This window comes from Methanothermobacter sp. CaT2 (assembly GCF_000828575.1).
Lineage (GTDB): Archaea > Methanobacteriota > Methanobacteria > Methanobacteriales > Methanothermobacteraceae > Methanothermobacter.
The window spans coordinates 67675-92953 of the sequence record NZ_AP011952.1; the positions used below are offsets into that span (position 1 = coordinate 67675).

At 49.6% G+C, this 25279-nt stretch carries 33 protein-coding genes; 25 read left to right on the top strand and 8 right to left on the bottom strand.

Annotated features, from left to right (window positions below; translation table 11 throughout):
- Positions 1-93: 93 nt before the first annotated feature.
- A complete protein-coding gene (gene pyrF, locus MTCT_RS00475) occupies positions 94-747 on the bottom strand; it encodes an orotidine-5'-phosphate decarboxylase (protein WP_048174921.1) in 654 nt (217 codons plus the stop codon).
- Between the two features lie 205 nt (positions 748-952).
- Between pyrF and cbiM the strand changes: the two genes are divergently transcribed.
- The 14 genes from cbiM to MTCT_RS00545 all read left to right on the top strand — a co-directional run bounded on the left by cbiM (position 953) and on the right by MTCT_RS00545 (position 11982).
- Positions 953-1621 (top strand): cobalt ECF transporter S component CbiM, encoded by a 669-nt coding sequence (gene cbiM / locus MTCT_RS00480; RefSeq protein ID WP_048174923.1) that lies wholly within the window; start codon positions 953-955, stop codon positions 1619-1621.
- A 1-nt stretch (position 1622) separates the two neighbouring features.
- A complete protein-coding gene (locus MTCT_RS00485; RefSeq protein ID WP_048174926.1) occupies positions 1623-1910 on the top strand; it encodes an energy-coupling factor ABC transporter substrate-binding protein in 288 nt (95 codons plus the stop codon).
- A gap of 23 nt (positions 1911-1933) precedes the next feature.
- Positions 1934-2701: a cobalt ECF transporter T component CbiQ gene (gene cbiQ / locus MTCT_RS00490; protein ID WP_048174929.1), complete on the top strand. Its 768-nt coding sequence runs from the start codon at positions 1934-1936 to the stop codon at positions 2699-2701.
- Between the two features lie 80 nt (positions 2702-2781).
- Entirely contained in the window at positions 2782-3618 is an 837-nt protein-coding gene (locus MTCT_RS00495) for an ATP-binding cassette domain-containing protein (RefSeq protein WP_048174931.1), read from the top strand.
- A 12-nt stretch (positions 3619-3630) separates the two neighbouring features.
- Positions 3631-4089, top strand: coding sequence for a riboflavin synthase (ribC, locus tag MTCT_RS00500; protein WP_048176466.1), 459 nt, complete (start codon positions 3631-3633; stop codon positions 4087-4089).
- A gap of 21 nt (positions 4090-4110) precedes the next feature.
- Positions 4111-4695 carry a flavodoxin family protein gene (locus MTCT_RS00505; protein WP_048174933.1) on the top strand — a complete coding sequence of 195 codons (585 nt, stop codon included), beginning with the start codon at positions 4111-4113 and terminating at the stop codon, positions 4693-4695.
- 81 nt (positions 4696-4776) lie between these two features.
- Complete coding sequence (locus MTCT_RS00510) at positions 4777-5472, top strand: glycosyltransferase family 2 protein (protein ID WP_048174936.1); 696 nt, start codon at positions 4777-4779, stop codon at positions 5470-5472.
- A gap of 39 nt (positions 5473-5511) precedes the next feature.
- On the top strand, positions 5512-5838 hold the full coding sequence (locus MTCT_RS00515; RefSeq protein WP_048174938.1) for a DUF2304 domain-containing protein: 327 nt from the start codon (positions 5512-5514) through the stop codon (positions 5836-5838).
- A gap of 27 nt (positions 5839-5865) precedes the next feature.
- Positions 5866-6990: a glycosyltransferase family 4 protein gene (locus MTCT_RS00520; RefSeq protein ID WP_048174940.1), complete on the top strand. Its 1125-nt coding sequence runs from the start codon at positions 5866-5868 to the stop codon at positions 6988-6990.
- Between the two features lie 106 nt (positions 6991-7096).
- Positions 7097-7780, top strand: a complete 684-nt coding sequence (locus tag MTCT_RS00525) for a (Fe-S)-binding protein (protein WP_048174943.1) — start codon at positions 7097-7099, stop codon at positions 7778-7780.
- Between the two features lie 55 nt (positions 7781-7835).
- A complete protein-coding gene (locus tag MTCT_RS00530; protein WP_048174945.1) occupies positions 7836-9026 on the top strand; it encodes an LUD domain-containing protein in 1191 nt (396 codons plus the stop codon).
- Between the two features lie 103 nt (positions 9027-9129).
- Positions 9130-9840, top strand: coding sequence for a (5-formylfuran-3-yl)methyl phosphate synthase (locus tag MTCT_RS00535; protein ID WP_048174947.1), 711 nt, complete (start codon positions 9130-9132; stop codon positions 9838-9840).
- Between the two features lie 32 nt (positions 9841-9872).
- Positions 9873-11354 (top strand): IMP dehydrogenase, encoded by a 1482-nt coding sequence (gene guaB / locus MTCT_RS00540; RefSeq protein ID WP_048174949.1) that lies wholly within the window; start codon positions 9873-9875, stop codon positions 11352-11354.
- A gap of 28 nt (positions 11355-11382) precedes the next feature.
- A complete protein-coding gene (locus MTCT_RS00545) occupies positions 11383-11982 on the top strand; it encodes a molybdenum cofactor guanylyltransferase (protein WP_048174952.1) in 600 nt (199 codons plus the stop codon).
- Here MTCT_RS00545 and MTCT_RS00550 read toward each other — a convergent pair.
- From MTCT_RS00550 to MTCT_RS00580, 7 genes are all read right to left on the bottom strand, one after another.
- Entirely contained in the window at positions 11972-12175 is a 204-nt protein-coding gene (locus MTCT_RS00550) for a pseudomurein-binding repeat-containing protein (protein WP_013295413.1), read from the bottom strand. The two genes, MTCT_RS00545 and MTCT_RS00550, sit on opposite strands and share 11 nt — an antisense overlap.
- Before the next feature lie 179 nt (positions 12176-12354).
- Positions 12355-13113 (bottom strand): hypothetical protein, encoded by a 759-nt coding sequence (locus MTCT_RS00555; protein ID WP_048174953.1) that lies wholly within the window; start codon positions 13111-13113, stop codon positions 12355-12357.
- A 17-nt stretch (positions 13114-13130) separates the two neighbouring features.
- Positions 13131-13697, bottom strand: coding sequence for a precorrin-6Y C5,15-methyltransferase (decarboxylating) subunit CbiT (cbiT, locus tag MTCT_RS00560; RefSeq protein ID WP_048174955.1), 567 nt, complete (start codon positions 13695-13697; stop codon positions 13131-13133).
- An 87-nt stretch (positions 13698-13784) separates the two neighbouring features.
- Positions 13785-14354, bottom strand: a complete 570-nt coding sequence (locus tag MTCT_RS00565) for a UbiX family flavin prenyltransferase (RefSeq protein WP_048174958.1) — start codon at positions 14352-14354, stop codon at positions 13785-13787.
- Positions 14355-14465: 111 nt separating this feature from the next.
- Positions 14466-15686 carry an HD domain-containing protein gene (locus MTCT_RS00570; RefSeq protein ID WP_048174961.1) on the bottom strand — a complete coding sequence of 407 codons (1221 nt, stop codon included), beginning with the start codon at positions 15684-15686 and terminating at the stop codon, positions 14466-14468.
- A gap of 10 nt (positions 15687-15696) precedes the next feature.
- Complete coding sequence (locus MTCT_RS00575; protein WP_048176468.1) at positions 15697-16128, bottom strand: molybdenum cofactor biosynthesis protein MoaE; 432 nt, start codon at positions 16126-16128, stop codon at positions 15697-15699.
- 9 nt (positions 16129-16137) lie between these two features.
- A complete protein-coding gene (locus MTCT_RS00580) occupies positions 16138-16665 on the bottom strand; it encodes a nicotinamide-nucleotide adenylyltransferase (protein WP_013295419.1) in 528 nt (175 codons plus the stop codon).
- 176 nt (positions 16666-16841) lie between these two features.
- Here MTCT_RS00580 and MTCT_RS00585 point away from each other — a divergent pair, with 176 nt between their 5' ends.
- The 11 genes from MTCT_RS00585 to MTCT_RS00635 all read left to right on the top strand — a co-directional run bounded on the left by MTCT_RS00585 (position 16842) and on the right by MTCT_RS00635 (position 25254).
- Positions 16842-18548 (top strand): ABC transporter ATP-binding protein, encoded by a 1707-nt coding sequence (locus MTCT_RS00585; RefSeq protein ID WP_048174964.1) that lies wholly within the window; start codon positions 16842-16844, stop codon positions 18546-18548.
- Positions 18549-18552: 4 nt separating this feature from the next.
- Positions 18553-19104, top strand: coding sequence for a flavin reductase family protein (locus MTCT_RS00590; protein ID WP_048174968.1), 552 nt, complete (start codon positions 18553-18555; stop codon positions 19102-19104).
- A 10-nt stretch (positions 19105-19114) separates the two neighbouring features.
- Positions 19115-19510: a universal stress protein gene (locus MTCT_RS00595; protein ID WP_048174970.1), complete on the top strand. Its 396-nt coding sequence runs from the start codon at positions 19115-19117 to the stop codon at positions 19508-19510.
- 100 nt (positions 19511-19610) lie between these two features.
- Positions 19611-19799 carry a hypothetical protein gene (locus tag MTCT_RS00600; RefSeq protein WP_048174972.1) on the top strand — a complete coding sequence of 63 codons (189 nt, stop codon included), beginning with the start codon at positions 19611-19613 and terminating at the stop codon, positions 19797-19799.
- 873 nt (positions 19800-20672) lie between these two features.
- Positions 20673-21800, top strand: a complete 1128-nt coding sequence (locus tag MTCT_RS00605) for a pseudomurein-binding repeat-containing protein (RefSeq protein ID WP_048174975.1) — start codon at positions 20673-20675, stop codon at positions 21798-21800.
- A 142-nt stretch (positions 21801-21942) separates the two neighbouring features.
- A complete protein-coding gene (locus tag MTCT_RS00610; RefSeq protein WP_048176470.1) occupies positions 21943-22104 on the top strand; it encodes a rubredoxin in 162 nt (53 codons plus the stop codon).
- Positions 22105-22115: 11 nt separating this feature from the next.
- A complete protein-coding gene (gene rd, locus MTCT_RS00615; RefSeq protein WP_013295426.1) occupies positions 22116-22277 on the top strand; it encodes a rubredoxin in 162 nt (53 codons plus the stop codon).
- Positions 22278-23447 carry an FprA family A-type flavoprotein gene (locus MTCT_RS00620; RefSeq protein WP_048174977.1) on the top strand — a complete coding sequence of 390 codons (1170 nt, stop codon included), beginning with the start codon at positions 22278-22280 and terminating at the stop codon, positions 23445-23447. It begins immediately after the preceding gene.
- The gene (locus tag MTCT_RS00625; RefSeq protein WP_048174980.1) at positions 23437-23955 is read left to right on the top strand and encodes a ferritin; all 519 of its coding nucleotides are present in this window, start codon (positions 23437-23439) and stop codon (positions 23953-23955) included. Before MTCT_RS00620 ends, MTCT_RS00625 begins: the two co-directional genes overlap by 11 nt.
- Positions 23956-23958: 3 nt before the next feature.
- Positions 23959-24645, top strand: a complete 687-nt coding sequence (locus MTCT_RS00630) for a peroxiredoxin (RefSeq protein WP_048174982.1) — start codon at positions 23959-23961, stop codon at positions 24643-24645.
- The gene (locus MTCT_RS00635; protein ID WP_048174984.1) at positions 24646-25254 is read left to right on the top strand and encodes a superoxide dismutase; all 609 of its coding nucleotides are present in this window, start codon (positions 24646-24648) and stop codon (positions 25252-25254) included.
- The last annotated feature ends 25 nt before the right edge of the window (positions 25255-25279 follow it).

A 25279-nucleotide genomic window follows, 5' to 3' on the forward strand; every position in this document is an offset into this window, starting at 1 on the left:
TTCGCTTCGGCCCTGATTGTATTTTATGTAAACTGTTATAGTGGATAAAATAGTTTTACTGGCTGTTTTCATGGACATTAAGAGTTAAATGAATCATCTACTTCTTATTGAATCCAGAATCTCACCTGCAGCAGCAGCGGGGTCCTCTGCAAGGTAGATTGACCTTCCAACGATCACAGCATCTGCAAATTTCAGTGTTTCAGAGGGGTCTCCACCCTGGGCACCCACACCGGGGGATATGAGGAATGCTTCGGGGCCAATGATCTCCCTGATTCTTGAAAGCCTCTCTATCCTTGTGGAGGGGCCCACATAGTTTTTAACACCCAGTTCAACTCCCATCTCTGCTATTCTATCTGCAGATTTCTGTATGAACATCTCTGCACCTGGATGTGACATCTCTGTCAGCAGGAAGATTTCTCTTTTCATTTCATCTGCAACATCCAGGCATGCAGTTACACTATCTGCACCTGTGAATCCATGTACTATCACAGCATCGGCCCCTGCCCTGAAGGTGGCCCTGCATATCTTCTCATTGGTTTCAGGTATATCCGCCACCTTGAAATCGGCTATAACCCTGCACCCAAAGTTCTCCCTGAAGTCCCCGATAACCTCAATACCTGCAGAGAGTACCAGGGGGTAACCTATCTTTACCGTGTCAATGTATTCGGCGACCTCTCCTGTGACCCGGAGGGCTTCACCGGGGTCCATGAGGTCCATTGCAAGGATGAGTCTGTTTTTGATTTTCATGTTAACCACTCTATTGGAGTTATGTTATCTATTTTTCTGGGATTATGTGTTTGATGGTGTGTGGGTATGTGGAATAAGAGGGGTTGTCTATTTATCTGGGCAAAGACACCTCTCAAGAAAACTTTAATTTAAATCAGAAATTATAGAAAATATTATATACTCATATCTTAAAGTTTACTTTAGAAAGATTCAAGAAGGTGATAAATTGCATATCATGGAAGGATTCCTGCCACCCGAGTGGTGTCTCTTCTGGTATCTACTATCGGCACCGGTCATAGTTTATGGTTTAATCAGGATAATAAGGATTTCAGATGAGAGACCCGAGGCAAAACCGCTTCTTGCAGTTAGCGGTGCGTTCATGTTTGTTCTATCATCCCTTAAACTTCCATCTGTAACTGGTAGCTGTTCACACCCCACAGGTAATGGACTCGGGGCCGTGCTCTTCGGCCCTGCAGTCACATCTGTCATGGCACTCATTGTTCTCATATTCCAGGCGCTGCTCCTTGCCCATGGGGGCATAACAACCCTGGGTGCAAACGTGTTCTCCATGGGTATCATTGGCCCGGTCTGTGCCTGGGGAATCTACAGGATCACAAGGTCAGCCATACCATCATCTGCCGCGGTCTTCCTTGCAGCATTTCTGGGCGACCTTATGACCTATGTGACAACATCAGTCCAGCTTGCAGTTGCATTCCCTAAACCAGGGTTCATGGAGGCCCTTGTGAAGTTCATGGTGATATTCGCCTACACCCAGGTTCCACTGGCGGTTGCCGAGGGCCTTCTCACTGTGGTGATATTTGAGAACATCCTCAAGCTCAAGCCTGATATAATGGAGAAACTTCAGGTTATAGGAAAACCTGCTGCGGAGGGTTAAAATGGATAAAAGACACATCATAATGCTCATTGCAGTTGCGGTGATTGCCATCACACCCCTTGTGATCTACAGTGGACTTGGAGAGGATCAGGGATACTTTGGAGGGGCAGATGACAGTGCCGGTGAGGCAATATCTGAGACAGGGTATAAACCCTGGTTCCAGCCCATATGGGAGCCACCAAGCGGTGAGATAAAGAGTCTCCTATTCGCGCTCCAGGCCGCCATAGGTGCCCTCATAATAGGATACGTCTTTGGCTACTACAGGGGGAGGGGAGAATCCCCTGAATAAAAATTTTTTCATGGTGAAGGACGATGAACATATCTGTTGACCACTATGCACATACCAATGGCCTCAGAAACGCGAGCCCAGGCTTTAAGATGGCCCTGGCCATTATCACAATGCTCATTTCAGTCCTATCACCAAACCCTGTTATACCCCTCATCATAGCATTTTTAATGACACTCCTGATTCTCTTTGCAGCAGATATACCTGCCTCATACTACCTGCGGTTCGCCGCCATCCCTGTGGGATTCGGTGTCCTGACACTTGTGCTCATGGCATTATTCTTTGGTGTGAACCCGCTTGTAACATTCATGGGCCTAAGGATCTACAGTGACGGCCTGCAGACGGGTATTCTAGTCTTCTCGAGGATACTTGGCGGGTTTTCATGTCTCGCCTTTCTTGCACTCACCACACCCCTCAATGAGGTCTTCCATGAACTTGGAAGGCTGGGTCTTCCAGCGGCCTTCACTGAGATAGCCCTCCTCATGTACAGGTCCATATTTGTTTTCCTTGAGGAGGCGTCAGTGATGTACAATGCCCAGGATTCAAGGCTAGGCTACAGTGGTGTTAAAAATTCCTACAGGTCCCTGGGGCTCCTTGCAGGCAACCTCTTTATAAGGTCCTGGCTTAGGGGTGAGACGGTGTACCGTTCCATGGAGGCGAGGTGCTATCAGGGGACAATGCCATCCATCAGAAGGCAGCCCATTGGAGCCCGTGAAGCGGTTATGATAGCATTATTTGATGGTTTACTTTTAATGGGGCTTCTTTTCACATCAAAGGGTGTCATCTTCTACTGATTCTGTGAGGATACCACCGGGCACAGTTAAATATTAAATGAACACTATTCATCATATGGTCAGTTTCCAGTGGTGTGAACATGAAGATTATTGAGGCAGTAAATATCAGGTACACCTACCCGGATGGCACCGAGGCGCTGAAGGGTATAGATTTCCATGCAAAAAAGGGTGAGGTCGTGGCCCTTCTCGGCCCCAACGGCGCAGGAAAGTCCACACTCTTCCTTCACTTCAACGGCATACTGCAGCCAACCAGCGGGAAGGTACTGGTAGATGGGAAAGAAATCGACTACAGCAAATCAGGTCTCATAGAAGTCAGGCAGAAGGTTGGAATTGTATTCCAGAATCCTGATGACCAGCTGTTCGCACCAAGGGTTGACGAGGACGTTGCATTTGGACCCCTCAATATGGGACTTGATGAGGACGAGGTTGAGGAGAGGGTTAATGACTCCCTCCGGAAGGTGGGAATGTCCGGCTATGAGGACAGACCCCCCCACCACCTGAGCGGGGGTGAGAAGAAGAGGGTTGCAATAGCAGGTATACTCGCCATGAAACCTGACATAATGATACTTGATGAGCCAACCTCTGGCCTTGACCCCCGCGGGGCATCGCAGATACTCAGACTCCTCCATGAGCTGAATGAGGAGGGCATGACCATAATCATATCCACCCATGATGTTGACCTGGCACCCCTCTACTCTGACCGGATATACATAATAAGCGGGGGAGAGATAATAAGTGAGGGAACACCTGGAGATGTTTTCTCAGATATAGATACCATAAGGGGCGCCAACCTCCGTCTTCCAAGGATAGCGCATCTGGTGGAGATACTTCAGAAGGAGGATGACCTCCCGTTCAGGGGACCATACCCCCTCACCATAGGGGAGGCCAGGAGAAAACTCCGTGAACAGCTGAAATAGGGTGATATCATGATAAAGGTCGGGATCTGTGACACAACCTTTGCAAGGTATGACATGGGTGGCGCAGCCATCGATGAACTTAAAAAGCATGCCACAGGTATAAAGATCATAAGGAGAACCGTCCCTGGGATAAAGGACCTTCCGGTGGCCTGCAAGAAACTGATCGAGGAGGAGGGCTGTGAGATGGTCATGGCCCTCGGGATGCCCGGTCCAGAGGAGAAGGATAAGGTATGTGCCCATGAGGCATCCACTGGCCTCATACAGGTCCAGCTCATGACAAACACCCATATACTTGAGGTATTTGTCCATGAGGACGAGGAGGATGACCCCGAGGATCTAAAGGTCCTTGCAGATAACAGGGCAAGGGAACATGCCCGGAACCTCATCATGATGCTCTTCAGGCCAGAGAGGCTGACACGTGATGCAGGGATGGGTATGCGTGAGGGCAAACCTGATGTGGGGCCCCTCTAAATAGGATAGGAGGTGAATCTGATGGTTAAGGTTATTGGAATCTGTGGAAGTCCAAGAAAAAATGGTAACACTGAGATCCTGCTCAGGGAGGCCCTTGAGGCCGCTGCAAGTGAAGGAGCTGAAACCGAGCTTGTGAGGCTCGCAGGCAGGGATATAAACCCCTGCAGGGCCTGTGACTCATGTAAGAGTAAAGGGGAATGTGAGATTGACGATGACCTCAATGAGGTGATTGAGCTTGCAGCAGAGGCTGATGGGATAATAATCGGGAGTCCGGTGTACTTTGGCTCTGTAACGGCCCAGACCAAGATGTTCATGGACAGGACAAGGCCCCTCAGGAGCAATTTCAGATTATCAGATAAGGTTGGCGGGGCCATAACCGTTGGAGGGTCAAGGAACGGCGGCCAGGAGACAGCATGCGGCGATATACACAACTTCTTCCTGATACACGAGGCTGTTGTTGTGGGTGATGCGGCACCAACAGCCCACTATGGGGGTACAGGTGTCGGCGGCGCAAAGGGGGACTCTGCAGAGGATGCAACGGGTATCGAGACATCCAGAAACCTTGGAAGAAAGGTAGCGTCCCTTGCAATGAAGATTCATGGTTAATTGAGGTATGAGTATTCGCTGTTCGACTGTACCATGCCACATAATCCCATGAAGATTCATGGTTAATCGATATATGAGTGAATGCCGATGGTACCAGGGAATTTCACTGTGGTTGTACCGGCCTATAATGAGGAGAAGACCATAGAGGATGTCCTGACAGCCCTCCTTGAAAGGGGTTACAGGGTTCTGGTGGTTGACGACGGCTCAAGGGATTCAACTCCAGAGATACTCAAAAGGATGTCCTCCAGGAATGACAGGATATCTGTCTATACCCACGTCATAAACAGGGGCCTCGGGGCGGCCCTCAGGACGGGCCTCAGGGCTGCCCTGAAGGAGGGGGCAGACTACGTGGTGACCTTCGATGCCGATGGGCAGCATGACCCCGACGACATTGAAAGGGTCTTAAAACCCCTCCTGGAGGGTTCTGCAGATGTGGTTATTGGAAGGAGAGATTTCGAGGATATGCCCCTCTCAAGAAACCTTGGAAACACCATAATGAACCTTCTTACCCTCCTTTTCTATGGGTGCAGGGTTTCGGATTCCCAGTCAGGTCTCCGGGCATTCACATCCAGGGCAGCATCACTTATTGATATAAAAAGCAGGGGCTATGGTGTTTCATCAGAGATCATCGGGGAGATCCGCAGGAATGGCCTCAGAATGCGTGAGGTTACCATAAGGACCATATACACGCCTGAAACAATTGCCAAGGGGACAAGCACATCGGTGGGTATAAGGATACTCCTGAGGCTCCTGCTCAATATATTCCGGAAGATTTAGGGTTTTTTTACCATGAATACTTAAAAAGGTGGCGAATTCATGATATACCAGGTTCTGGGAATTTTAACTGGGATTGCAGGGATACTCATCTCTATTCTGAGGTTCAGGGATTCAAGGACATCCCCTGGCGGCCTCATACTGTGGCTGATACTCTGGGTTTCCGTCATATTCTTCTCACTGAGACCCTCCTTTTCGACTGAAATCGCAAACATCCTTGGAATAGGGAGGGGACTTGATTTTCTCCTCATAATAGGTATACTTGGGGCCTACTACCTTCTCTTCAGGATATACCTCATGGTGGACAGGCTACAGCAGGAGATAACGGAGCTTGTACATGAGATTGCACTCAGACGGGATGATGAGTAGATACACCTCCACACTTCAGTGATTGATATGAGAATATGTATTGTAACAGAGTACTTTCCAGCAGGTGAGAAACTCGACATCCGCGGCGGTGCAGAGGCCTGTGCATTCAACGAGGCCCTTAAATTATCAGAGAAGCATGATGTGACGGTTCTAACCTCAAGGACACCTGAAAATCCCGATGGATACACCAGCGGAAACATGGATGTCATATGCTGCGGTCCCATGAGGTCCTATGTTCAGGCAGGCTCCATAGGGGAGAGGCTCTCATTCATGCTGTCGGCCTACAGGGAGGGCATGAAACTTGAACCTGACGCTGTTATAGGGTACAACTTCATAACACATCCTGTGGCCTGGATGATAGCGGGTAAAACGAATGCAAAGGCCCTGGCACGTTACCATGATGTCTGGATTGGCGAATGGCTCAAAAACATTGGTTTTTCAGGAATACTCGGCGAGATACTTGAAAGATACACCCTATCAAGGAGGTTTGACAGGATAATAGCGGTGTCAGAGTACACCGCCAGCAAGATACTTGATAGGTACCCCTGGCAGAGGGTCTCGGTTGTCCACAACATGGTTGACTTCAGGCCGCCCCTGGTTGAGAAAACCACCAGCCCATCCATTGCATGCGTTTCAAGGCTCGTTGAATACAAGAGAGTGGGGGACCTCATAAGGGCGGCTTCAGTTCTCGCAGACGAATTCCCTGATCTGAAGTGCAGGATAATAGGTACGGGTCCACTGGAGGGGGAGCTCCGGGACCTTGCAGCTGAACTGGGAGTGGATAATAGGGTTGAGTTTCTGGGGTTCGTGGAGAAACATGAGGATGTTCTGCGGGTTATAGCGGAGTCCTGGGTCTTCTGCCTTCCAAGCGTGGTTGAGGGTTTCGGTATAGTTGTTGTGGAGGCAATGGGCTGCGGGACACCCTTTGTGGCTTCACGGATACCCCCTGTAATGGAGGCAAGCAGGGAGATGGGGGGACTCTTCTTTGAACCCTGCAACTGGAGGGACCTGACTGATAAACTCAGAACACTTTTATCTGACACAGAACTCCACGGAAGACTCACAATGGAGGCAGCAGATGTTTTCAGGGATTACGGTGCAGATGCAATCGGGAAAAAACTTGAGGAAATCCTGAGGGAGGTTACAGGGTAACATTTGATCTTTTCTCTGAGATGGTAACATCTCCTTCTAAATCAGAGGACCTTTCATTTTCTGAAAACTCCAACATATTAATAGAGCCTCTTGCATAACCTATATCATGGTTATCTACTTCAGGGGATGTCTTGCAAGGGAAAGGCTCACAGCAATAGAGGAGTCCACAGAGAAAATCCTCCAGGTAGCAGGAATTGAGTACAGGGTTATGGATGATGAAACGTGCTGTGGCTCGGTACTACTTAGAACGGGATTTCTGAAGGAAGCTGAAAGGCAGATTAACAGGACAGGGAAAATGCTCCAGGGAAGGGAAGTTATCGTCTCATGCGCTGGATGCTACCGGACACTCAATGAGGACTACAGGAGGAGGGGATACAGCATAGGGGTGAAGCACATCTCACAGGTCATCCTTGACCTTGTAAATTCAGGGAACATCGAATTTGATAAAACCGTGCTGAGGGTGACATACCATGACCCGTGTCACCTGTCAAGGCACACAGACGAGAAGGACGCCACCAGGGAGATTTTAAAGGTGTTTACAGACTTCAGGGAAATGGAACACCATGGAAGGGACTCAAGGTGCTGCGGGGCAGGGGGCGGCTTGAGATCAGCCCACAGGGACATATCAGTTAGGGTTGCATCATCACGCATAGATGAGGCTGAGAGGACAGGGGCAGATATACTCTGCACATCCTGCCCATTCTGCCGCCTGAACCTTGAATCCACCTCCATGATGGTAATGGACATAACAGAGCTTCTATCTGAAATTATCAGGGAGGATAAAGGTTGAATGATGATGAGGTTCGTTGGATGGGGATCTTTGAAGTTGTCAGGGAGGATAAAGGTTGAATGATGATGAGATCCGTCAGATGAGGATATCATTCAGCAAACTTGACGAGAGGCGCCTTGATCTCCTGGAGACTCCTGAACTTGATGAACTGAGAGATAGGGTGGCGGGGATACGTGAGCTGGCAGTTGAAAAAATGGAGGAGCTCCTGTCAGAGGCACAGAGACGATTCAGGGAGAACGGTGTTGAATTTCACCTTGCAGAGGATTCAGATGAGGCCTGCGGGATAATTCATGAGTCACTTGATGGGGGTCCTGTTGCAAAGTCCAAATCCAACACCCTCTCTGAGATAGGACTTCCTGATTATCTCCGAAGAAAAGGCGTGGAGGTTATTGAGACAGATCTGGGGGATCGGATACTTCAGCTTGCCGGAATTAAGAAACCAGCACATCCCGTTGGACCTGCACTTCACCTGGGAGTTCCTGAAATAGCTGAAATAGTAAGGGATAGGCTGGGGGTTGATATTCCGGATGATCCATATGAGATAATGGCGGTGGTCCGGGAGGATATTCTAGGTAAAATCGAATCCTGCACCACGGGGGTGACAGGGGCAAATTCCGTGGCAGCACATGATGGAGCGGCTGTGATAGTCCACAATGAGGGTAATGTGGGAAGGCTATCCCTCATGGACACCCACATACTGGTATTCGGCATAGATAAGTTTGTACCTGAAATAGAGGATGCGGTGTCAGTTGTGAAACTCGAAACCGCCTATGCAACGGGTACAGGGGTTCCCTCCTACATCAATGTGATCTCAGGTCCATCAAAGACCGCAGATATAGAGAAGATGCTCCTCAGGGGCATGTACGGGGCATCGAGGGTCATTGCAGTTGCAGTTGATAATGGCAGATCCTCAGCTTACCCTGAGGCTCTCCTCTGCATAGGCTGCGGGAGCTGCATAGTGAGCTGCCCAGTTTACAGTGCCGTCGGTAACAGGTTCGGGTACAGGGGTTACCTGGGGGGTCGGGGCGTTGTTATGAGCTCCTTCCTTGCCGATAGAAAAACTGCAGTTGAGTCAGGACTCTACCTCTGCACCCTCTGTGGCCTCTGCACAGAGAAGTGCCCGGTGGGGACGCCAACAGCTTCACTCATGGAGAGGCTAAGGGGTGAGTGCAATACCGCGGGCCTCTACCACAACTCACATCTGAGGGTGGCTGAGAGGATAAAAAGAAGGGGTTCACCACTCTGAAAAGAAAGGTATAAAAAGGGTGCTGTTCTAGATAAATTAAAAAAATTATCATGTAATGTTTCTTGGGATATCATTCCATAATTTTTACCAGGAGGTTATTGGTTTGCTTCTATTGATAAGTCCAGTTAACACAGAGGAGGCACTTGAGGCCATAGAAGGCGGTGCAGACATAGTTGACGTTAAGAACCCCAGTGAGGGATCTCTTGGGGCCAACTTCCCATGGGTTATCCGCAGGGTCAGGGAGATGACACCTGATGAGATGCTTGTGAGCGCCACCCTCGGCGATGTACCCTACAAGCCAGGAACCGTGGCGCTGGCAGCAATGGGGGCCCTTGTATCAGGGGCAGACTACATAAAGGTCGGCCTCTACGGGACAAGGAACTACGAAGAGGCGGTTGATGTCATGAAGAACGTTGTGAGGGCAGTTAAGGATGAATCCGACGCAATCGTCGTCGCGGCTGGCTACGCCGACGCCCACCGTGTGGGTGCGGTTGACCCAATGGAGATACCCCGTGTTGCCGCAGATTCAGGGGCTGACCTTGCAATGCTTGACACCGCTGTGAAGGATGGTAAGTCACTCTTTGATTTCATGGACATGAAACGGCTGGAATCCTTTGTCTCAGAAACCAGGGACCATGGACTGAAATCTGCCCTTGCAGGGTCCGTTGGAAGGGAGCACCTCAAACCACTGCATGATATTGGATGTGATGTGGTCGGCATAAGGGGTGCCGCATGTGTTGGCGGAGACCGCAACACTGGCAGAATCCACAGGACAGCTGTGAGAGAACTCAAGGAACTGATAGAAAGCTTTTAAAATAACCCTGGTGGCCTCTCAGGTGGTTAGTAATGTACGTGAAAAAATTGAAGGAAGCAGAAACCGGTTACACATTTGATGATTTTCTCCTTCTTCCCCAGGCATCATATGTGGAACCGAAGGATGTGGAGACATCTGGAAGGGTATCAAGGAACATCAGCCTCAAAATACCCATAATAAGCTCCGCGATGGACACCGTTACAGAATATGAAATGGCCATCGCAATGGCCCAGGAGGGCGGAATGGGTGTTATCCACCGGAACATGAGCATCAGGGACCAGGTGGAGCAGGTCAAGAAGGTCAAGAGATCCGGTGATCTCACCATAAGGGATGTTATAACAATCTCACCGGACTCCACCCTCAGGGAGGCCCATGAGATAATGGACCAGGAGGAGATCAGCGGGCTGCCGGTGGTTGAGGATGGAATACTCATAGGTATAATAAGCCGGAGGGACATTGAGCCCATATTCAACTCCGAGGCCGACAGAAAGGTTGACCAGGTGATGACAAGGGATGTCGTCACGGTTGATGAATCGGTAACCCCATCAGAGGCCCTTGACATAGCCTACGAGAACAAGGTTGAAAGGCTCCCTGTTGTGAAGGACGGGAAGATCGTTGGCATACTCACCATGAAGGATATACTTGAGAGGAAGAGGTACCCCAACGCATCAAGGGACAGTGAAGGTTACCTCATGGTTGCGGCAGCCACAGGGCCATTTGACCTTGAAAGGGCCCATGCGCTTGATGAGGCAGGGGCAGATATACTGGCAATCGACAGCGCCCACGGACACAACATGAACCTTGTTAAGAGCGCCGGAAAAATGAAGAGGGAGATAGACGCGGACCTCATAGTGGGTAACATCGCAACGAGGGAGGCGGCAGAGGACCTCATCGCACAGGACGTTGATGGCCTTAAGGTTGGTATAGGTCCAGGTTCAATGTGCACCACAAGGATAATTGCAGGTGTGGGTGTGCCGCAGCTCACCGCCATAGCCGAGGTGGCCGATGTCGCGGCGGAGTACGATGTTCCTGTGATCGCCGATGGAGGTATAAGGTACTCAGGGGATATTGCAAAGGCAGTGGCGGTTGGGGCAGACTGTGTCATGCTGGGGAACCTACTTGCAGGTACCTATGAGGCCCCGGGGGACGTTGTTGTTATGAATGGCCGTAAGTACAAGCAGTACCGTGGCATGGGATCCCTGGGCGCAATGACCGGTGGTATAGGTGCCGGGACAGACAGGTACTTCCAGGAGCCCAAGGGGCACATGAAACACACCAAGGTCGTCCCTGAAGGTGTTGAGGGCGTTGTCCCCTATAGGGGAACGGTGAGCGAGGTCCTGTTCCAGCTAATCGGGGGTCTCAGGGCATCAATGGGATACTGCGGCGCCGCAGATCTCGGTGAGATGAAGGAAAGGGCAAAGCTTGTGAGGATAACCTCAAGCGGTATCAAGGAGAGCCACCCGCACGACCTCCTCATAACCAATGAAAGCCCCAACTACCCCACCCTCAAATAAATCATTTTTTTCTGTAATTTCAGATCCAATGAAGAACCGTGAACTGAACTCCTCTGTGGTCCTCTGTGGAGGGATGGGCAGGAGGATGGGATCAGATAAGGGCCTTCTTGTGATGGATGGAAGGCCATTCATTGAGATAATAACAGATAGGCTGCTGGAATATTTCAGTGAGGTGGCAGTGGTCTTCCGTGACAGCAGCCAGGCAGGTAATTACAGGGATCTTCTTGATTCCAGTATCAGAGTCCTCACAGATGAGGTGCCTGGTGTCGGCCCGCTGGGGGGTATATTCACAGCCCTTGGAAGAATATCAGGTTCCGCGGCCCTCTTTCTCCCCTGTGACTCCCCCCTTGTTACCCGGGAATTTCTTCTGAATATGAAGGATGCCTTCAGGGTGATGGGGGATAGGTGTGATGCCATTGTACCCTGCAGGGATGGTCTACCAGAGCCGCTACACTCAATCTACTCGGTAAAAATAAGGGACCATATAGAGAGTCTGCTCGCCAAAAATGAAAGGAGAGTTAGGGTTCTCCTTGACTCCATTGAATCCTGCCGCCTGGACGCTATCAGTCTGGATCCAACCCTTCGGAGTTTCAGGAACTTCAACAGACCGGAGGACCTCAGGATCTGATATCAACTGTGCGTGGATTCCTTCCCATCTCAAGAACAAACTTATTTACCCTCTCGATCATGTCGATGTAGTGTTCTTTGTGGATTTTCTTCCCATCGACGAGGGCATATTCCGGTAAAGACCCGTACAGATTCTTGAATTCAATTATCTCATTAACCATTTCCCTATACTGCTCAAGGGTCAAACGTTCCATGGATACCAACCATTGGAGTTTTTTTATAATCTCTCCGTCATAATATATAAGTTATACGATTTTATTTTCAAAACAAGGCATTATTAAAAATTTAAATTAAAATATGAATGAATGGGTGTCCTTATATTCTTCTTATGGGGCCTCCGTGCCAGGGTAAATTCTCCAGTGTACTGAGATCATCACTCAAGAATTTCCACCCTGGCATCCCTGTTGAAGGGGTTCTTCCTCACGGCAAGTGAGAAGAGGTAGGGGTAGTTTTCACTGAGGTGTTCCATGTATCCCAGCCACTCAGAAACAACGGCAGAGTAGGCCCTCTGGAGGTCACCGGCCAGGTGCTCATAGTCTGTGGGAGGTAGAGATGAGAGGTCCTCTCTTGCCTCAAGTTCCTCCATGAGATGAAAGACCGCCCAGAGCATGTCTGTGAAGCTTTCATGCTCAAGTAGATTGAGGTTTTCAAGAAGCCCCAGGAGAAACTTCCTCCTGGACGTTAGGAAAACTTTCAGGTACTTGAGGAGTTCAACACTTTCAGGGGACCCCAGCTCAAAATCAAATTCGCATCCCCTTATCTCACTGAGCATTCCCTTAAAGTCATCTGGACTCCATGATGCATCTATCTTAAGTTTTGATGCAATCCTATCTGTATTTGACTCGAAGGTGGATACCCTCTTAAGGAATTCGGTGCCCACCTCACTGAAGAACGCCCCCACGACCATGTTGAGTTTTTCGAGTCTCTCAACAAGTTCACGCCGGGATATGGCGGCCTCCACGATTATAACAACGATCAGAATTTCCAGGGGCACAAATGCAAGGTCTATACCGATATAGAATAGTTCAGTCTCGGGTTTATGGAATATGAAGTAGAGGAGAAGGTAGATGGAGGATGATACAAGTACAAGCAGAATCCCCAGCCTGAATTTCCAGTTTAGCCTTGAGTTCATACCATCACCTGAGAATCTTAATCTGAATTCTCCGTGTAAACCACTGCGATGGGGTTCTTTGAAACCATCATGGTCCCCCTTTCAAGTACACGACCCCTTGTTATGCTCAGCTCGGTTATGTTCACATCGAATCCAAGCTCCTTCAGGTACTTAACGGCCTCGCACCTTGTCTCAAGAAGTATTGCGGTTATAAGAACCCTTCCACCATCTGTAAGTTTATCTGTAACCACTTCAAGTATTTCCCCCAGTCTACCGCCACTTCCCCCGATTACAGCAATGTCCAGCGCATCAATTTCAGAGAGAGCTTCCACCGCATCACCACATATCAGTGTGACGTTATCCCCCAGCCCATGCTTTTTAAGGTTCATCTCCGTTGTTGAAATTGCATCGGGGCTTTTATCGATTGCATAGACCCTTCCAGCCCTCCTTGAAAGTTCAAGGGTCACTCCACCGGTTCCACACCCCACATCAACCGCAATGTCCCCTTTCCCGGGTTCTGCAAGGCACATAAGCAGGCACCTAACCTCCATGGCTGTTGGGCCCGGTACAGAGGGGTTCTTTATGAATTCATGGTCAGGTATCAACTCACACCACCGTTACACTCACTTCAAGACCTTTTCATATCCTCACTTTTCTGTGAATAAGTGCATTGTGAACATGAAGTACCGGCTTTAAGGCCTTTTCATGTCCTCACCGCTCCACCTTCTGAAGAGTTCATTCTCTATCCCCAGGACGTCGAGCACCTTACCCGCTATGAAGTCGGCGATTTCCTCTATTGATGATGGTCTGTGGTAGAATCCGGGCATGGCAGGGAGTATTATACCCCCCTCCCTTGAGACCCTGAGCATGTTCTCAAGGTGCACGCTTCTAAGCGGGGTCTCCCTTGGCACAAGGACGAGTTTACGCCTCTCCTTGAGGCACACGTCAGCGGCCCTTGTGAGTGCATTGCCTGCATATCCGTTGGCTATCGCTGATAGGGTCTTCATTGTGCACGGCGCTATGACCATGGCACTGAAACTGGAGGATCCACTGTTAACTGCTGATGTGAAGTCATCAGAATCAAAGCACTCATCAGCCATCTCCTCCAGGGTTTCAGGGTCATTTTCAAGTTCATATCTGATTATATCACGTGCAGTATCGGTTATCATGAGTCCAACATTTACCCCGGCGTCCTTCAGGGCCCTGAGTATTCTATCCCCGTAGATAACGCCACTTGCACCTGTCATTGCCAGTATTATCATCTGAATCACTTCTGAATGTTTTATGGATGATCATTTCTTTTTTGATGAGAATTTATCTGATTTGAGGTACTTGAAGGGTTTTATTTTGTTATGGCCATGATCGGGTATTATTTATCGGAATTTGAGGTAATCAGGTACCGTGAGGCGGAGCTGCCTGGGGTGTGCAGGTCTTCTCTCAGGGAGGTCCATGTAGTCGTGGAGGCTGAATTCCCTGAATGCCGCGGCGGATTCACGGGGCACGTAGACACAGATATCTGCATGGTTGAACCTCGCCTCCTTCAGTGCCCCCACCAGACTTGATATATGGCTCAGGTTCACAATGGAGTCCCCCACAGAAACCTGGGTCCTCATCTCATCAAATGCAGGGTACTCGGGGAGGTTAACCACAACATAATCAGGGTCCAGGTCCATGTCCTCTGCAATTTCCTTTTCAGCCCTTCTTATCTCGGCATCTGTGATCCTGAATACCCTCTGGGGGTCCTCGAGTTCATTGAGCTTCACAGAGTCCACGGTCTTGAGGAGGTCACGGTTATCCAGTCTCCTGATCATATCCCCTGCGAGGCCCTCCTGATTCCTGCACATGACAATGAGGTCCATGTCATCGTACCTGTATATCCTGGACTCATCAAGCACCCCCTCAGATATGAGGCTCCTCAGGCACCTCCTGAACATGGAGTTAACGATCCTTGTGGTGTGGTGCTGGTAAACGCTGGGATACATGAAGTACCTTGCAAGCAAAGCCGACTCTGCGGCCTGAACACCCTTCCTGTCAAGGACAAGGTCGTTCTCCATCTTCATATTGTATATAAGCCTTTCAACGTCTATTATACCGTAGGCCACCCCTGTGTAGTGGGAGTCCCGCAGCAGATAATCCATCCTGTCAACGTCAAGCTCCCCGTTGATCGCCTGCCCAAGGACACCCTCGCCCCTAAGTATCCTCATAACCTGTTCAAGGTCGAACTCCTCTGATATTATGTCACCGAGCACAGATTCCCTTATGAGTTCCCTTGTGAGGCTCTCATGGGACCTTTCAAGGACACCCTCTGATACATGGGAGAACGGACCGTGCCCCACGTCATGGAGGAGGGCGCAGAGCCTCAGTATACTCTTCTTTTCAGGTCCAAGGTTGAGGTGCTCCGCCAGCCTCGATGCCAGGTACATGGCCCCTATGGAGTGTTCGAACCTTGAATGGTTTGCCCCTGGGTATATCAGATTTGTGAATCCCAGCTGCTTTATCCTCCTGAGCCTCTGAACATGGGGTGTGTCAACAATCCTCACCTCAAATTCGGTGAGTTTCAGGTTACCGTGGACGCTGTCCCTTATGAATTTCATTTTAAGACTCCTAGCCACCTGACATGATAACGTTCCTGCCGCTGGTGGTGTACTCCTCCTTTTTGAAGTCTATTTCATACTTTGTCCTCTCGATTATCTCTTTGAGGGCATCAAGTGTTTCCCCGCGGTGGGGTCCTGCAACCGCAACCATGAAGAGGGTCTCTGATACATAGAACTCCCCAACGTAGTGTACAACGGCCACGTCCTTCACAGGGTACTTCTCCATCACATCCTCAACTATCCCCTCAAGTTCCCTCTGGGCCTTTTCAATGTCTGGTGTTGTGAGTACAAGTTTCTCTGTCCTCTCATCATCAACACCACGGACGATACCCTCAAAGGTGAACACTGCTCCGCATTCATCAAGGTAGGGGCTCTTCTTCACATGTTCCAGGAGGTCATCCATTCTGAAGGCCTCCTTTTCATCTGTCACCATGACCATCATTTCTGACACCTACACCAGTTCACTAACTTCCTTTTTTGCAAGGTGTTTTATTCTCTCAACACCATTTATTTCCTCTATAACCTCAACCACAGAGTCTGGAAGGAGTGAGCGCCAGTCACCATCATCCAGCATCCTCCGCCTCACCTCTGTCCCTGAGTACCTGTCCCTGTAGAAAAGGGGGGGTGCAGTCACCTCATAGCCGTCCTCACTGAAGAGCCGCTGGACAAGGGGGTTCCCACTGTATACCCTGTCAAATGGGGGTGTCAGCATCTTTATATGTGCAACCCAGAGGGCGTTGCACTCTATGTCCTGGACAGGTATGATGTAGTAGCTTGATGCGGGGATACCGTTCTCACTGAGTGCCTTGGTCAGCATCATCACCCTCTCACCGGCGGTGAAGGGGTCCCTGAGGCTGTGGCTCAGCTGGGCGCTCCCGATACATATTATGAGTTCATCAACCTCCCCGAGCACCCTCTTTATAACCTGGAGGTGTCCCCGGTGGAATGGCTGCATCCTTCCAACCAGCAATCCCCTCATTCATATCACCGCATAAAGGTTATTATGTCAGTAAAACTATTAGAACTATAGTGGTTCTAGTATATATTCATGGCAGCACGTTGCTGTAACGATTGGAAATTTTCACTGGCAGTTTTTCAGGCACTGCCATGAGATCTGGTATCTTTGAACCTTGAAGGAATGGTTGCGGTGATGCAATGATAAGGGTGGAGAACCTCACAAAGACCTATAAACTTGAGAATGGAGATGAATTCAGGGCACTTTCTGATGTTAACCTTGAGGTTTCTGAGGGAGAAATACTGGGAATACTCGGAATGAGTGGTTCAGGTAAGACGACACTTCTGAGGATCCTGAGGGGTGTTGAACCCTTTGATTCAGGGAGGATAACCCTGGATGATGTAACCGTTGAGTCTGATTCAGGACAGTACTACTTCTCAAAGCTCAAAAAGAAGACTGCAATTCACCTCCAGAGGTCCTTTGGTCTCTGGTCGGAGACCGCCCTTCAGAATGTCATAAGGAAGCTGTACGCTGCAAAATATGGTGACGAGTCAATGACAGACTTTGACTTTGCCTATGATGAATTCGGTGAGGAGGCAATGGAACTCCTCAGGGTGGTTGGACTTGACCACAAGGCCGAGCACTTTGCACCTGTCCTCAGTGGCGGCGAGAAGCAGAGGCTCATAATGGCCAGGCAACTTGCAAAAAAACCCAGGGTACTCCTTCTTGATGAACCCGCAACCATGTCATGCCCGGGGACGAAGCAGGAGATACTGGATGCCATACGGAACATCAACAGGGAACTGGGTGTCACGGTGGTGCTGGTCTCTCACCTGCCTGAAGTCCACGAGTACCTTGCAGACCGCCTGGTTCTGATGGAGGACGGGCGCATCATTGATGAGGGGGAACCCTGGAGGATCATAGAGAGGTTCATGAGGGACATTGAGCCCCCGGTTGACTACACACCCCCCAGCTCAGATAGGGAGATCCTCAGGGTCAGGGACCTGTCCAAGAGGTTTGTACTCCTCAAGGGCGGGGCAGTCCTTGAGATGAGGGATGTTAACCTTGATATCAGGGAGGGTGAGATAGTATCCATAATAGGGCCCAGTGGGGCCGGCAAGACGGTGCTCCTCCGGATGATCGGTGGACTGGACCTTCCTGATGAGGGTACGGTGGAGTTCAGGCTCAACAGTGAATGGGTTAACATGCATGAACCTGGCGTTAAAAGGATGGGTGTGAGGAGGAAGATGGGTTTCATGCATCAGGAGTTTGCCCTTGTACATCACGCCACCATAAGGAGTCAGATAGCCTCAAGACTCGGTGTTAAGGGTGAACATGTCGTTGCAGAGGCAAGGAAGAGGGCCGAGGAGCTGGGAATAAGTGACATGGTCCTTGATGTTCTCTACCAGCTCACGGATCTTCCTGAAACAGAGGCCCGTTACAGACTAGAGAAACTTGGCCTCTCACCTGAGATACTTGAGGAGCTCTTCCCCAGCTTCCCTGACAGTGAGGTTAAGAGGTATGCTGAGCCCATATTCAGGGCCCTGAACCTCCCCCTGGACATACTTGACAGGAAATCCTATGAGCTCTCAGGGGGTGAGCGGGTGAGGGCGACCCTCGCCCTTGTCCTTGCATCACGGCCAGATGTCCTTGTCCTTGATGAGCCATTCGGGGACCTTGATCCCATAACACTCAGGATGGTTTCGAACTCCCTTAAGAGGATTAACATGGAGTTCGGGACAACCATAATCATGGTGAGCCACCATGTGGATTTCATAAGGGAGCTCAGCACAAGGGCTGTCATGGTTGAGGACGGCCGTCTTGTAATGGACGGCGAACCAGATGGCCTCTGCGACAGGTTTGTTGAAAGGAGCCATGCAAAATACCTTCAGAGGGTTAAGGGGTGATAAAGTGGAATTTGAGAATTTCCCCGTTGAGAATGCACACAGAATACTTACTCCAAGGCCGACCGTCATTGTAACCACGGTGGATGGGGATGGGAATATAAATGCGGCCCCGTTCTCCTTCACCATGCCTGTTTCAATTGACCCCCCAGTTGTGGCTTTTGCATCTGCACCGGGCCACCACACCGCAGTGAATGTTGAGGGCACCCATGAATTTGTGCTTAATATAACGCCAGCGGATATAATGGATAGGATGTGGATAACCGCCAGGGATCTCCCGGCGGGTGAGAATGAACTTGAAGCCGCAGGTCTTAACTGGATTCCATCGGAGAGGGTTAAGCCCCCGAGGATAGCCGAGGCAGCCGCGCACCTTGAATGTGAACTACTCAGGATGTGTGAGGTTGGGGACCATAACCTCATAGTGGGCTCAGTTGTGAATGCCTCGGTCTGTTCTGGATGCATAAGGGAGGGGCTCCTTGATGTTGAATCTGTGAAGCCGGTCCTCCATGTGGGTGGAACGGTGTTTGTTGTGGGGGACCATGTGAGGCGCATTGAATAGGGGGTTTATGATGTTTGAGAGGATCATGGTTCCAACCGATGGTTCAGAGTATGCAGCAAAGGCCGAGGACCTTGCCATTGAACTTGCAGACCGTCTTGGATCTGTGGTTGTTGCTGTGCATGTTATTGATGAGAAGCTGATCTACCCCTTTGATGTCCTTGAGGATGAGGGAAAGGAGATCCTGGCGGCTGTGCAGAGAAAGGGTAGGGATGCCGGTGTCCAGGTGGATGAGGTCCTTGTATTTGGGAGTCCTGCCCATGATATGAAGAAGATAGCTGAGAAGACGGGGGCGGATCTTGTTGTTATAGCGTCACATGGGCGTTCGGGTCTTGAGAGGCTTCTGATGGGTAGTGTGGCTGAGACCACCCTCAAGACGGTTGAGGTGCCGGTACTCCTTGTTAAATAAACCTTCCTTTTTTTCTCACCGAAAGCTATATATAAAGGATACGTCATTATTTGATATATCAAAATTTGATATATAGTATTTCGATGTATGAGGTGTTATATTGAGAAGACTGTTCAGAGGAATCAGGGAGTACCTCACGGACTGGAAGAACCTGTTGACCCATAGCCTTGTGGGCGTACTTATACTTGCAGTTGCAGTTTATGCACCGGTAAGTCCTTATGTGAGGATGGGCTTTGTGGGCTGTGTTGTGGGTTTCAACGTACTTAGAATGAAATACCTTGACCAGTAAACTTATTTATTTTTCTGGAAACACCATCCTGAGGAATCCCATAAAAACCGGATTTCAGCTTTTCATTTTTGAATCATTAACTTTAATTATCTCTGATTGTCAGAAGAACGGTTCACTGCAACATGCTCTTATTCCCCTTTGAAATTTTTAGTTATCTATTAAAATCAGTTAATTATTAATTCTGGAATGGGGGGTAGAATGGAAAATTTTTGAATAGAGCAGCAAATTTTTAGAAAATTTTTAATAATAGATCAAGTAAAATTAGTATGGTGTACCTTTGGTACATATAAGACGCAGAGGATTTGATTAAATGAAATGATATTTTTCGTTGATTTTATTGGGTCTTCTTGCAGTTCTTTTTTCTGGGACTGCCAGTGCAGCGGACATCTATGTCAATGCCACTGGGGGGATGACAGCATGATGGACTCTCATGGGCGGCTGCAAAGGCCACTATAAAGAATGCGACAGGAGCAGCTGCAGATAATGACATTATCTGGCTTGCAGACGGCGAATACAGGGGTGATGGTAACAGGGACATAAACATCGACAAGAACCTGACAATCACAGGTCAGACAACAGCAGGCACCATCATAAACCTTGAAGGGAATCCATCACTATTCACAATCACAAAGAACCTAAACCTATCAAACCTAACAATCAGTAACGCCTACTCAACCACGCAGGGGCCAATATACATATCCAATGCAAACCTCACAATCGAAAACTGCCTACTCTTAAACAACACAGCAAATGATGGAGGAGCAATAAGCGCACAGTTCTCCACGGTAACGGACGAACAGTACATTCACCAGCAACACAGCACCCTATGGAGGAGCGCTATTTGTACGTGATTGTCCGGAACCAGCCATAATAATGTTCTGCCGGATATTTAACAACCCAGACCAGACAGGTCTGAATGTCTACGCAGATAATAGTGCTGTGGATGCCCGATTCAACTGGTGGGGCTCCAACAATCCAGACTTTCCAAGCCTTATCTCAGAAAATGTAACATACGATCCATGGATCGTCCTGAATATAAACGCCACCCCAGACACAGTCCTTACAGGGGAAACCTCACAGATAACCGCAGACCTCCAACACGACAGTAACGGAGTACTGCACGACCCAACTGAGGGCATAGTGCCATACAGAGGATCCGCACAGTTCTCCACAACCCTGGGCTCAATAACCGACGCAAATTTCACAGACGGCGCCGCCATCCCAACACTAACCAGCCTCAACACCAGGGGCATCGCCACAGTATATGCCTCAGTTGACAATGAAACAGTGCAGACCACGGTTACGGTCCTCAAACCAGCAACCTTTGAACTGAGCAATTTAACAATCACACCCACAACCGGAGTAGCACCACTAAACATCACAGTCAAAGCAAACATCACCAACACAGGAGACATCCCCGGAGACTACACAGCAGAACTTAAAATAAACAACACAACAGAAGACACCAAAACCCTAACAATAAACCCCGGAGAAACCACGACAATTGAATTCACAAAAATACTGCAACCAGGAACCTGCAACGTAACAATAGACACACTCCCACCTAAACAGGTGACCGCAACGATAACAATAAAGCAGCCTGCAGGATCCGCAAACTGGGTCAGGAAATACTACGAACGCTACAGGAGACTACCCGCTTCAGTGACCATCTCAGGAAAGAGCTTCACCATGGCACAGTTCCTCGACCTCCTTGTACGGGCAACCATCCAGATCAACGCGGGCAACCTAAAACCACTAAGCACACGAACCGTCGGCTACAAAGGTTCGGCAGGAACCTACAGATCAATCAAACTCTCGAAATCAGCTTACATATCCACAGCAATCAGCATAAGAAACTTCATAAACACCCACAAACTGGCCCCGCGGTACGCAACAACCAGGTACGGGAACATACCCTTCACAAGACTCGTCTACATGTACAGTAAAATCATAGGGTTCTACGGAACCTACAAAAGACTCCCGAACTACGTAATCATCTAAAAAAACTTATTTCTTTTCCATTTCTCCTTATAAGAAAAAAAAGAACACCAGTTATAAAGTTTCCACAGAAACTATAGATAATTTTAAATTTAATGATGTTAATAAAAATATGATGCAATACATAAAATAGAGGGTGTCAGATGTGAAGAGATACAAATGTCGCGTGTGCGGCTATATTTATGACCCCCAGAAGGGTGAACCAAGGACAGACACACCACCCGGAACACCGTTTGAGGACCTCCCTGAAACATGGAGGTGCCCGTCATGCGGTGCAAAGAAGAAGATGTTCAAACCACTTGACTGAGAGGTGAATAAATGGACAAATACGTCTGCCAGATGTGCGGATACATCTACGACCCTGAAGAGGGAGACCCCACATCAGGGATAGAACCAGGAACAGCGTTTGAGGACCTCCCCGACGACTGGGTATGCCCTGTATGTGGCGTTGGAAAGGACCAGTTCAAGAAGATGGATTAAATGAAAGCCAGAAGAATTGCAGATGGGGTTTACTACACCGGTATCCTTGACTGGGACCGGAGGACCTTTGATGAGCTTGTAGCCCTCCCAAGGGGCACAAGCTACAACTCATACATCGTCTCTGGAAGCAGTGCCACGGCACTCATTGATTCTGCAGAACCCTCAAAGAGCAGTGAATTCCTGGGGATCATAGGGGAAATGGAAACTGACATCGACTACATAATCTCCCAGCACGCAGAACAGGACCACTCAGGTACAATCCCGGAGCTCCTTGACATGTACCCTGACGCAGAGGTCCTGGGGACACCTGCCTGCATTGAACTCCTCAGGGAACTTCTAAGGATCGATGGAAACTTCAGGACAATTGAGGATGGTGAGACACTCTCCCTGGGTGACAGGACGCTGAGATTCATTGTAACACCATGGGTGCACTGGCCCGACACCATGGTAACCTACCTTGAGGAGGAGCGGATACTCTTCACCTGCGACTTCTTTGGATCACACCTTGCAACATCAGACATCATGGAGGTGCCTGAGGGTTTCCTGAGGGAGGCCAGGAGGTACTACGCCCATATCATGATGCCCTTCAGCCAGATGGTCACATCCAACCTCAGGAAGATCTCGGACCTTGACATATCACTCATAGCACCATCCCATGGCCCACTGGTATCCATACCTGACCTCATAATCGATGCATACAGGAGATGGACCTCTGGGGGCAGTAAAACGGTGATCGCATACACCACCATGCACAGAAGCACGGAGATCATGGTTGAGAGACTCACAGAGAAACTCATGGAACTCGATGTGAGTGTAAGACCCATCAACGTTGCAGAGTCCGATACCGGGGAATTCCTCACTGAACTCGCGGATGCCTCGGTCCTGGTTGTTGCATCACCCACGGTGCTCACAAGACCCCACCCGGCAGTTGCATCGGCACTCTACCTTGTGAATGCACTGAGACCGCCGGTGAAGCACATTGCACTGATGGGATCCTACGGGTGGGGGACACTCATTGAATCCGAGGTCAAGGGTCTGCTATCCAACCTGAACGTGGAGTACCTTGAACCAGTCCTTGTGAAGGGCCTTCCACGTGAGGAGGACCTTCAGAGGATAGATGAACTTGCCATTCAGATAAAGGAAATAGGGGGTGAATTAAATGGTAAGTGAAAGGATGCAGGAGGCCCTCAACAGGCAGCTCAACGCTGAACTCTACTCAGCATACCTCTATCTTTCAATGGCCGCCTACTATGAGGCCTCTGACCTCCCGGGATTTGCAAACTGGATGCGTGTCCAGGCCCAGGAGGAACTTGCACACGCAATGAAGTTCTACGACTACCTTGTCCAGAGGGGTGCAAGGGTCGTGCTTGAGGAGATAGAGAAACCACCATTCGAGTGGGAGTCCCCACTGGAGGTATCCAAGCATGTCCTGGAACATGAGAGGAAAGTGACGGGACTCATAAATGACCTTGTTGACCTTGCAATCTCAGAGAGGGACCATGCAACCAACAATTTCCTCCAGTGGTTCGTTGCAGAGCAGGTTGAGGAGGAGGAATCCGCGGGTTCAGTGCTCCAGAAGGTGCGCCTTGCATCGGATTCACCAAGCGGCCTCCTCATGCTTGATGCGGAACTCGGAAAGAGGGTTTACAACCCACCAGCAAATGAAAAGGGGGAATAGTTTATGGGGGAGAAGGTATACGAAGTCAGAAAGGTGAAGAAGAAGGGGCGCGGCATGCCCCTCATAGGGGATAAATTCCCTGAAATGGAGGTCCAGACAACCCACGGGCTGATGAAACTCCCGGCTGAATTCAAGGGGAAATGGTTCATACTCTTCAGCCACCCTGCAGACTTCACACCTGTCTGCACAACAGAGTTCGTGGCGTTCCAGGAGGTCTACCCTGAACTGAGGGAACTTGACTGTGAACTTGTGGGCCTCAGTGTTGACCAGGTATTCTCACACATCAAGTGGATCGAATGGATAGAGGAGAACCTTGATACCGAGATCGAGTTTCCTGTGATAGCGGACACGGGGAGAGTCGCGGATACCCTTGGACTCATACACCCGGCGAGGCCCACAAACACGGTGAGGGCGGTATTTGTGGTTGACCCTGAGGGGATAATCAGGGCTATACTCTACTATCCACAGGAACTTGGAAGGAACATCCCTGAGATCGTGAGGATGATACGCGCCTTCAGGGTCATAGATGCCGAGGGTGTGGCTGCACCTGCAAACTGGCCCGATAACCAGCTCATCGGTGACCATGTGATAGTCCCACCGGCATCTGATATTGAAACCGCCAGGAAAAGGAAAGAGGAATACGAATGCTACGACTGGTGGCTCTGCCATCGCAGCATAGGTGGTGATTAGATGGAGAAAAAATTCTATGAACTCCCTGAACTTCCATACCCCTACGATGCCCTTGAACCATACATATCAGAGGAGCAGCTGAGGATACATCATGAGAAGCACCATCAGGCCTACGTGGATGGGGCCAATGGCGTCCTCAGAAAACTCGACGATGCCAGGGAGAATGACGAAGAAGTTGACATCAAGGCGGCCCTCAAGGAACTCTCATTCCACGTGGGGGGCTACGTCCTGCACCTATTCTTCTGGGGTAACATGGGACCCGCAGATGAGTGCGGTGGGGAACCAGGTGGACGGCTTGCGGAGTACATAGAGAAGGACTTTGGAAGCTTTGAACGCTTTAAAAAGGAGTTTTCTCAGGCTGCTGTGAGTGCGGAGGGCTCAGGATGGGCTGTACTCACCTACTGCCAGAGGACCGACAGGCTCTTCATAATGCAGGTTGAGAAGCACAATGTCAACGTGATACCCCACTTCAGGATCCTCATGGTCCTGGATGTATGGGAACACGCCTACTACATTGACTACAGGAACGTGAGACCCGACTATGTTGACGCATTCTGGAACATCGTAAACTGGAAAGAGGTTGAAAAACGCTTCGACGACCTCTTCTAACTCCATTAATTTTTTAAGAACCTTT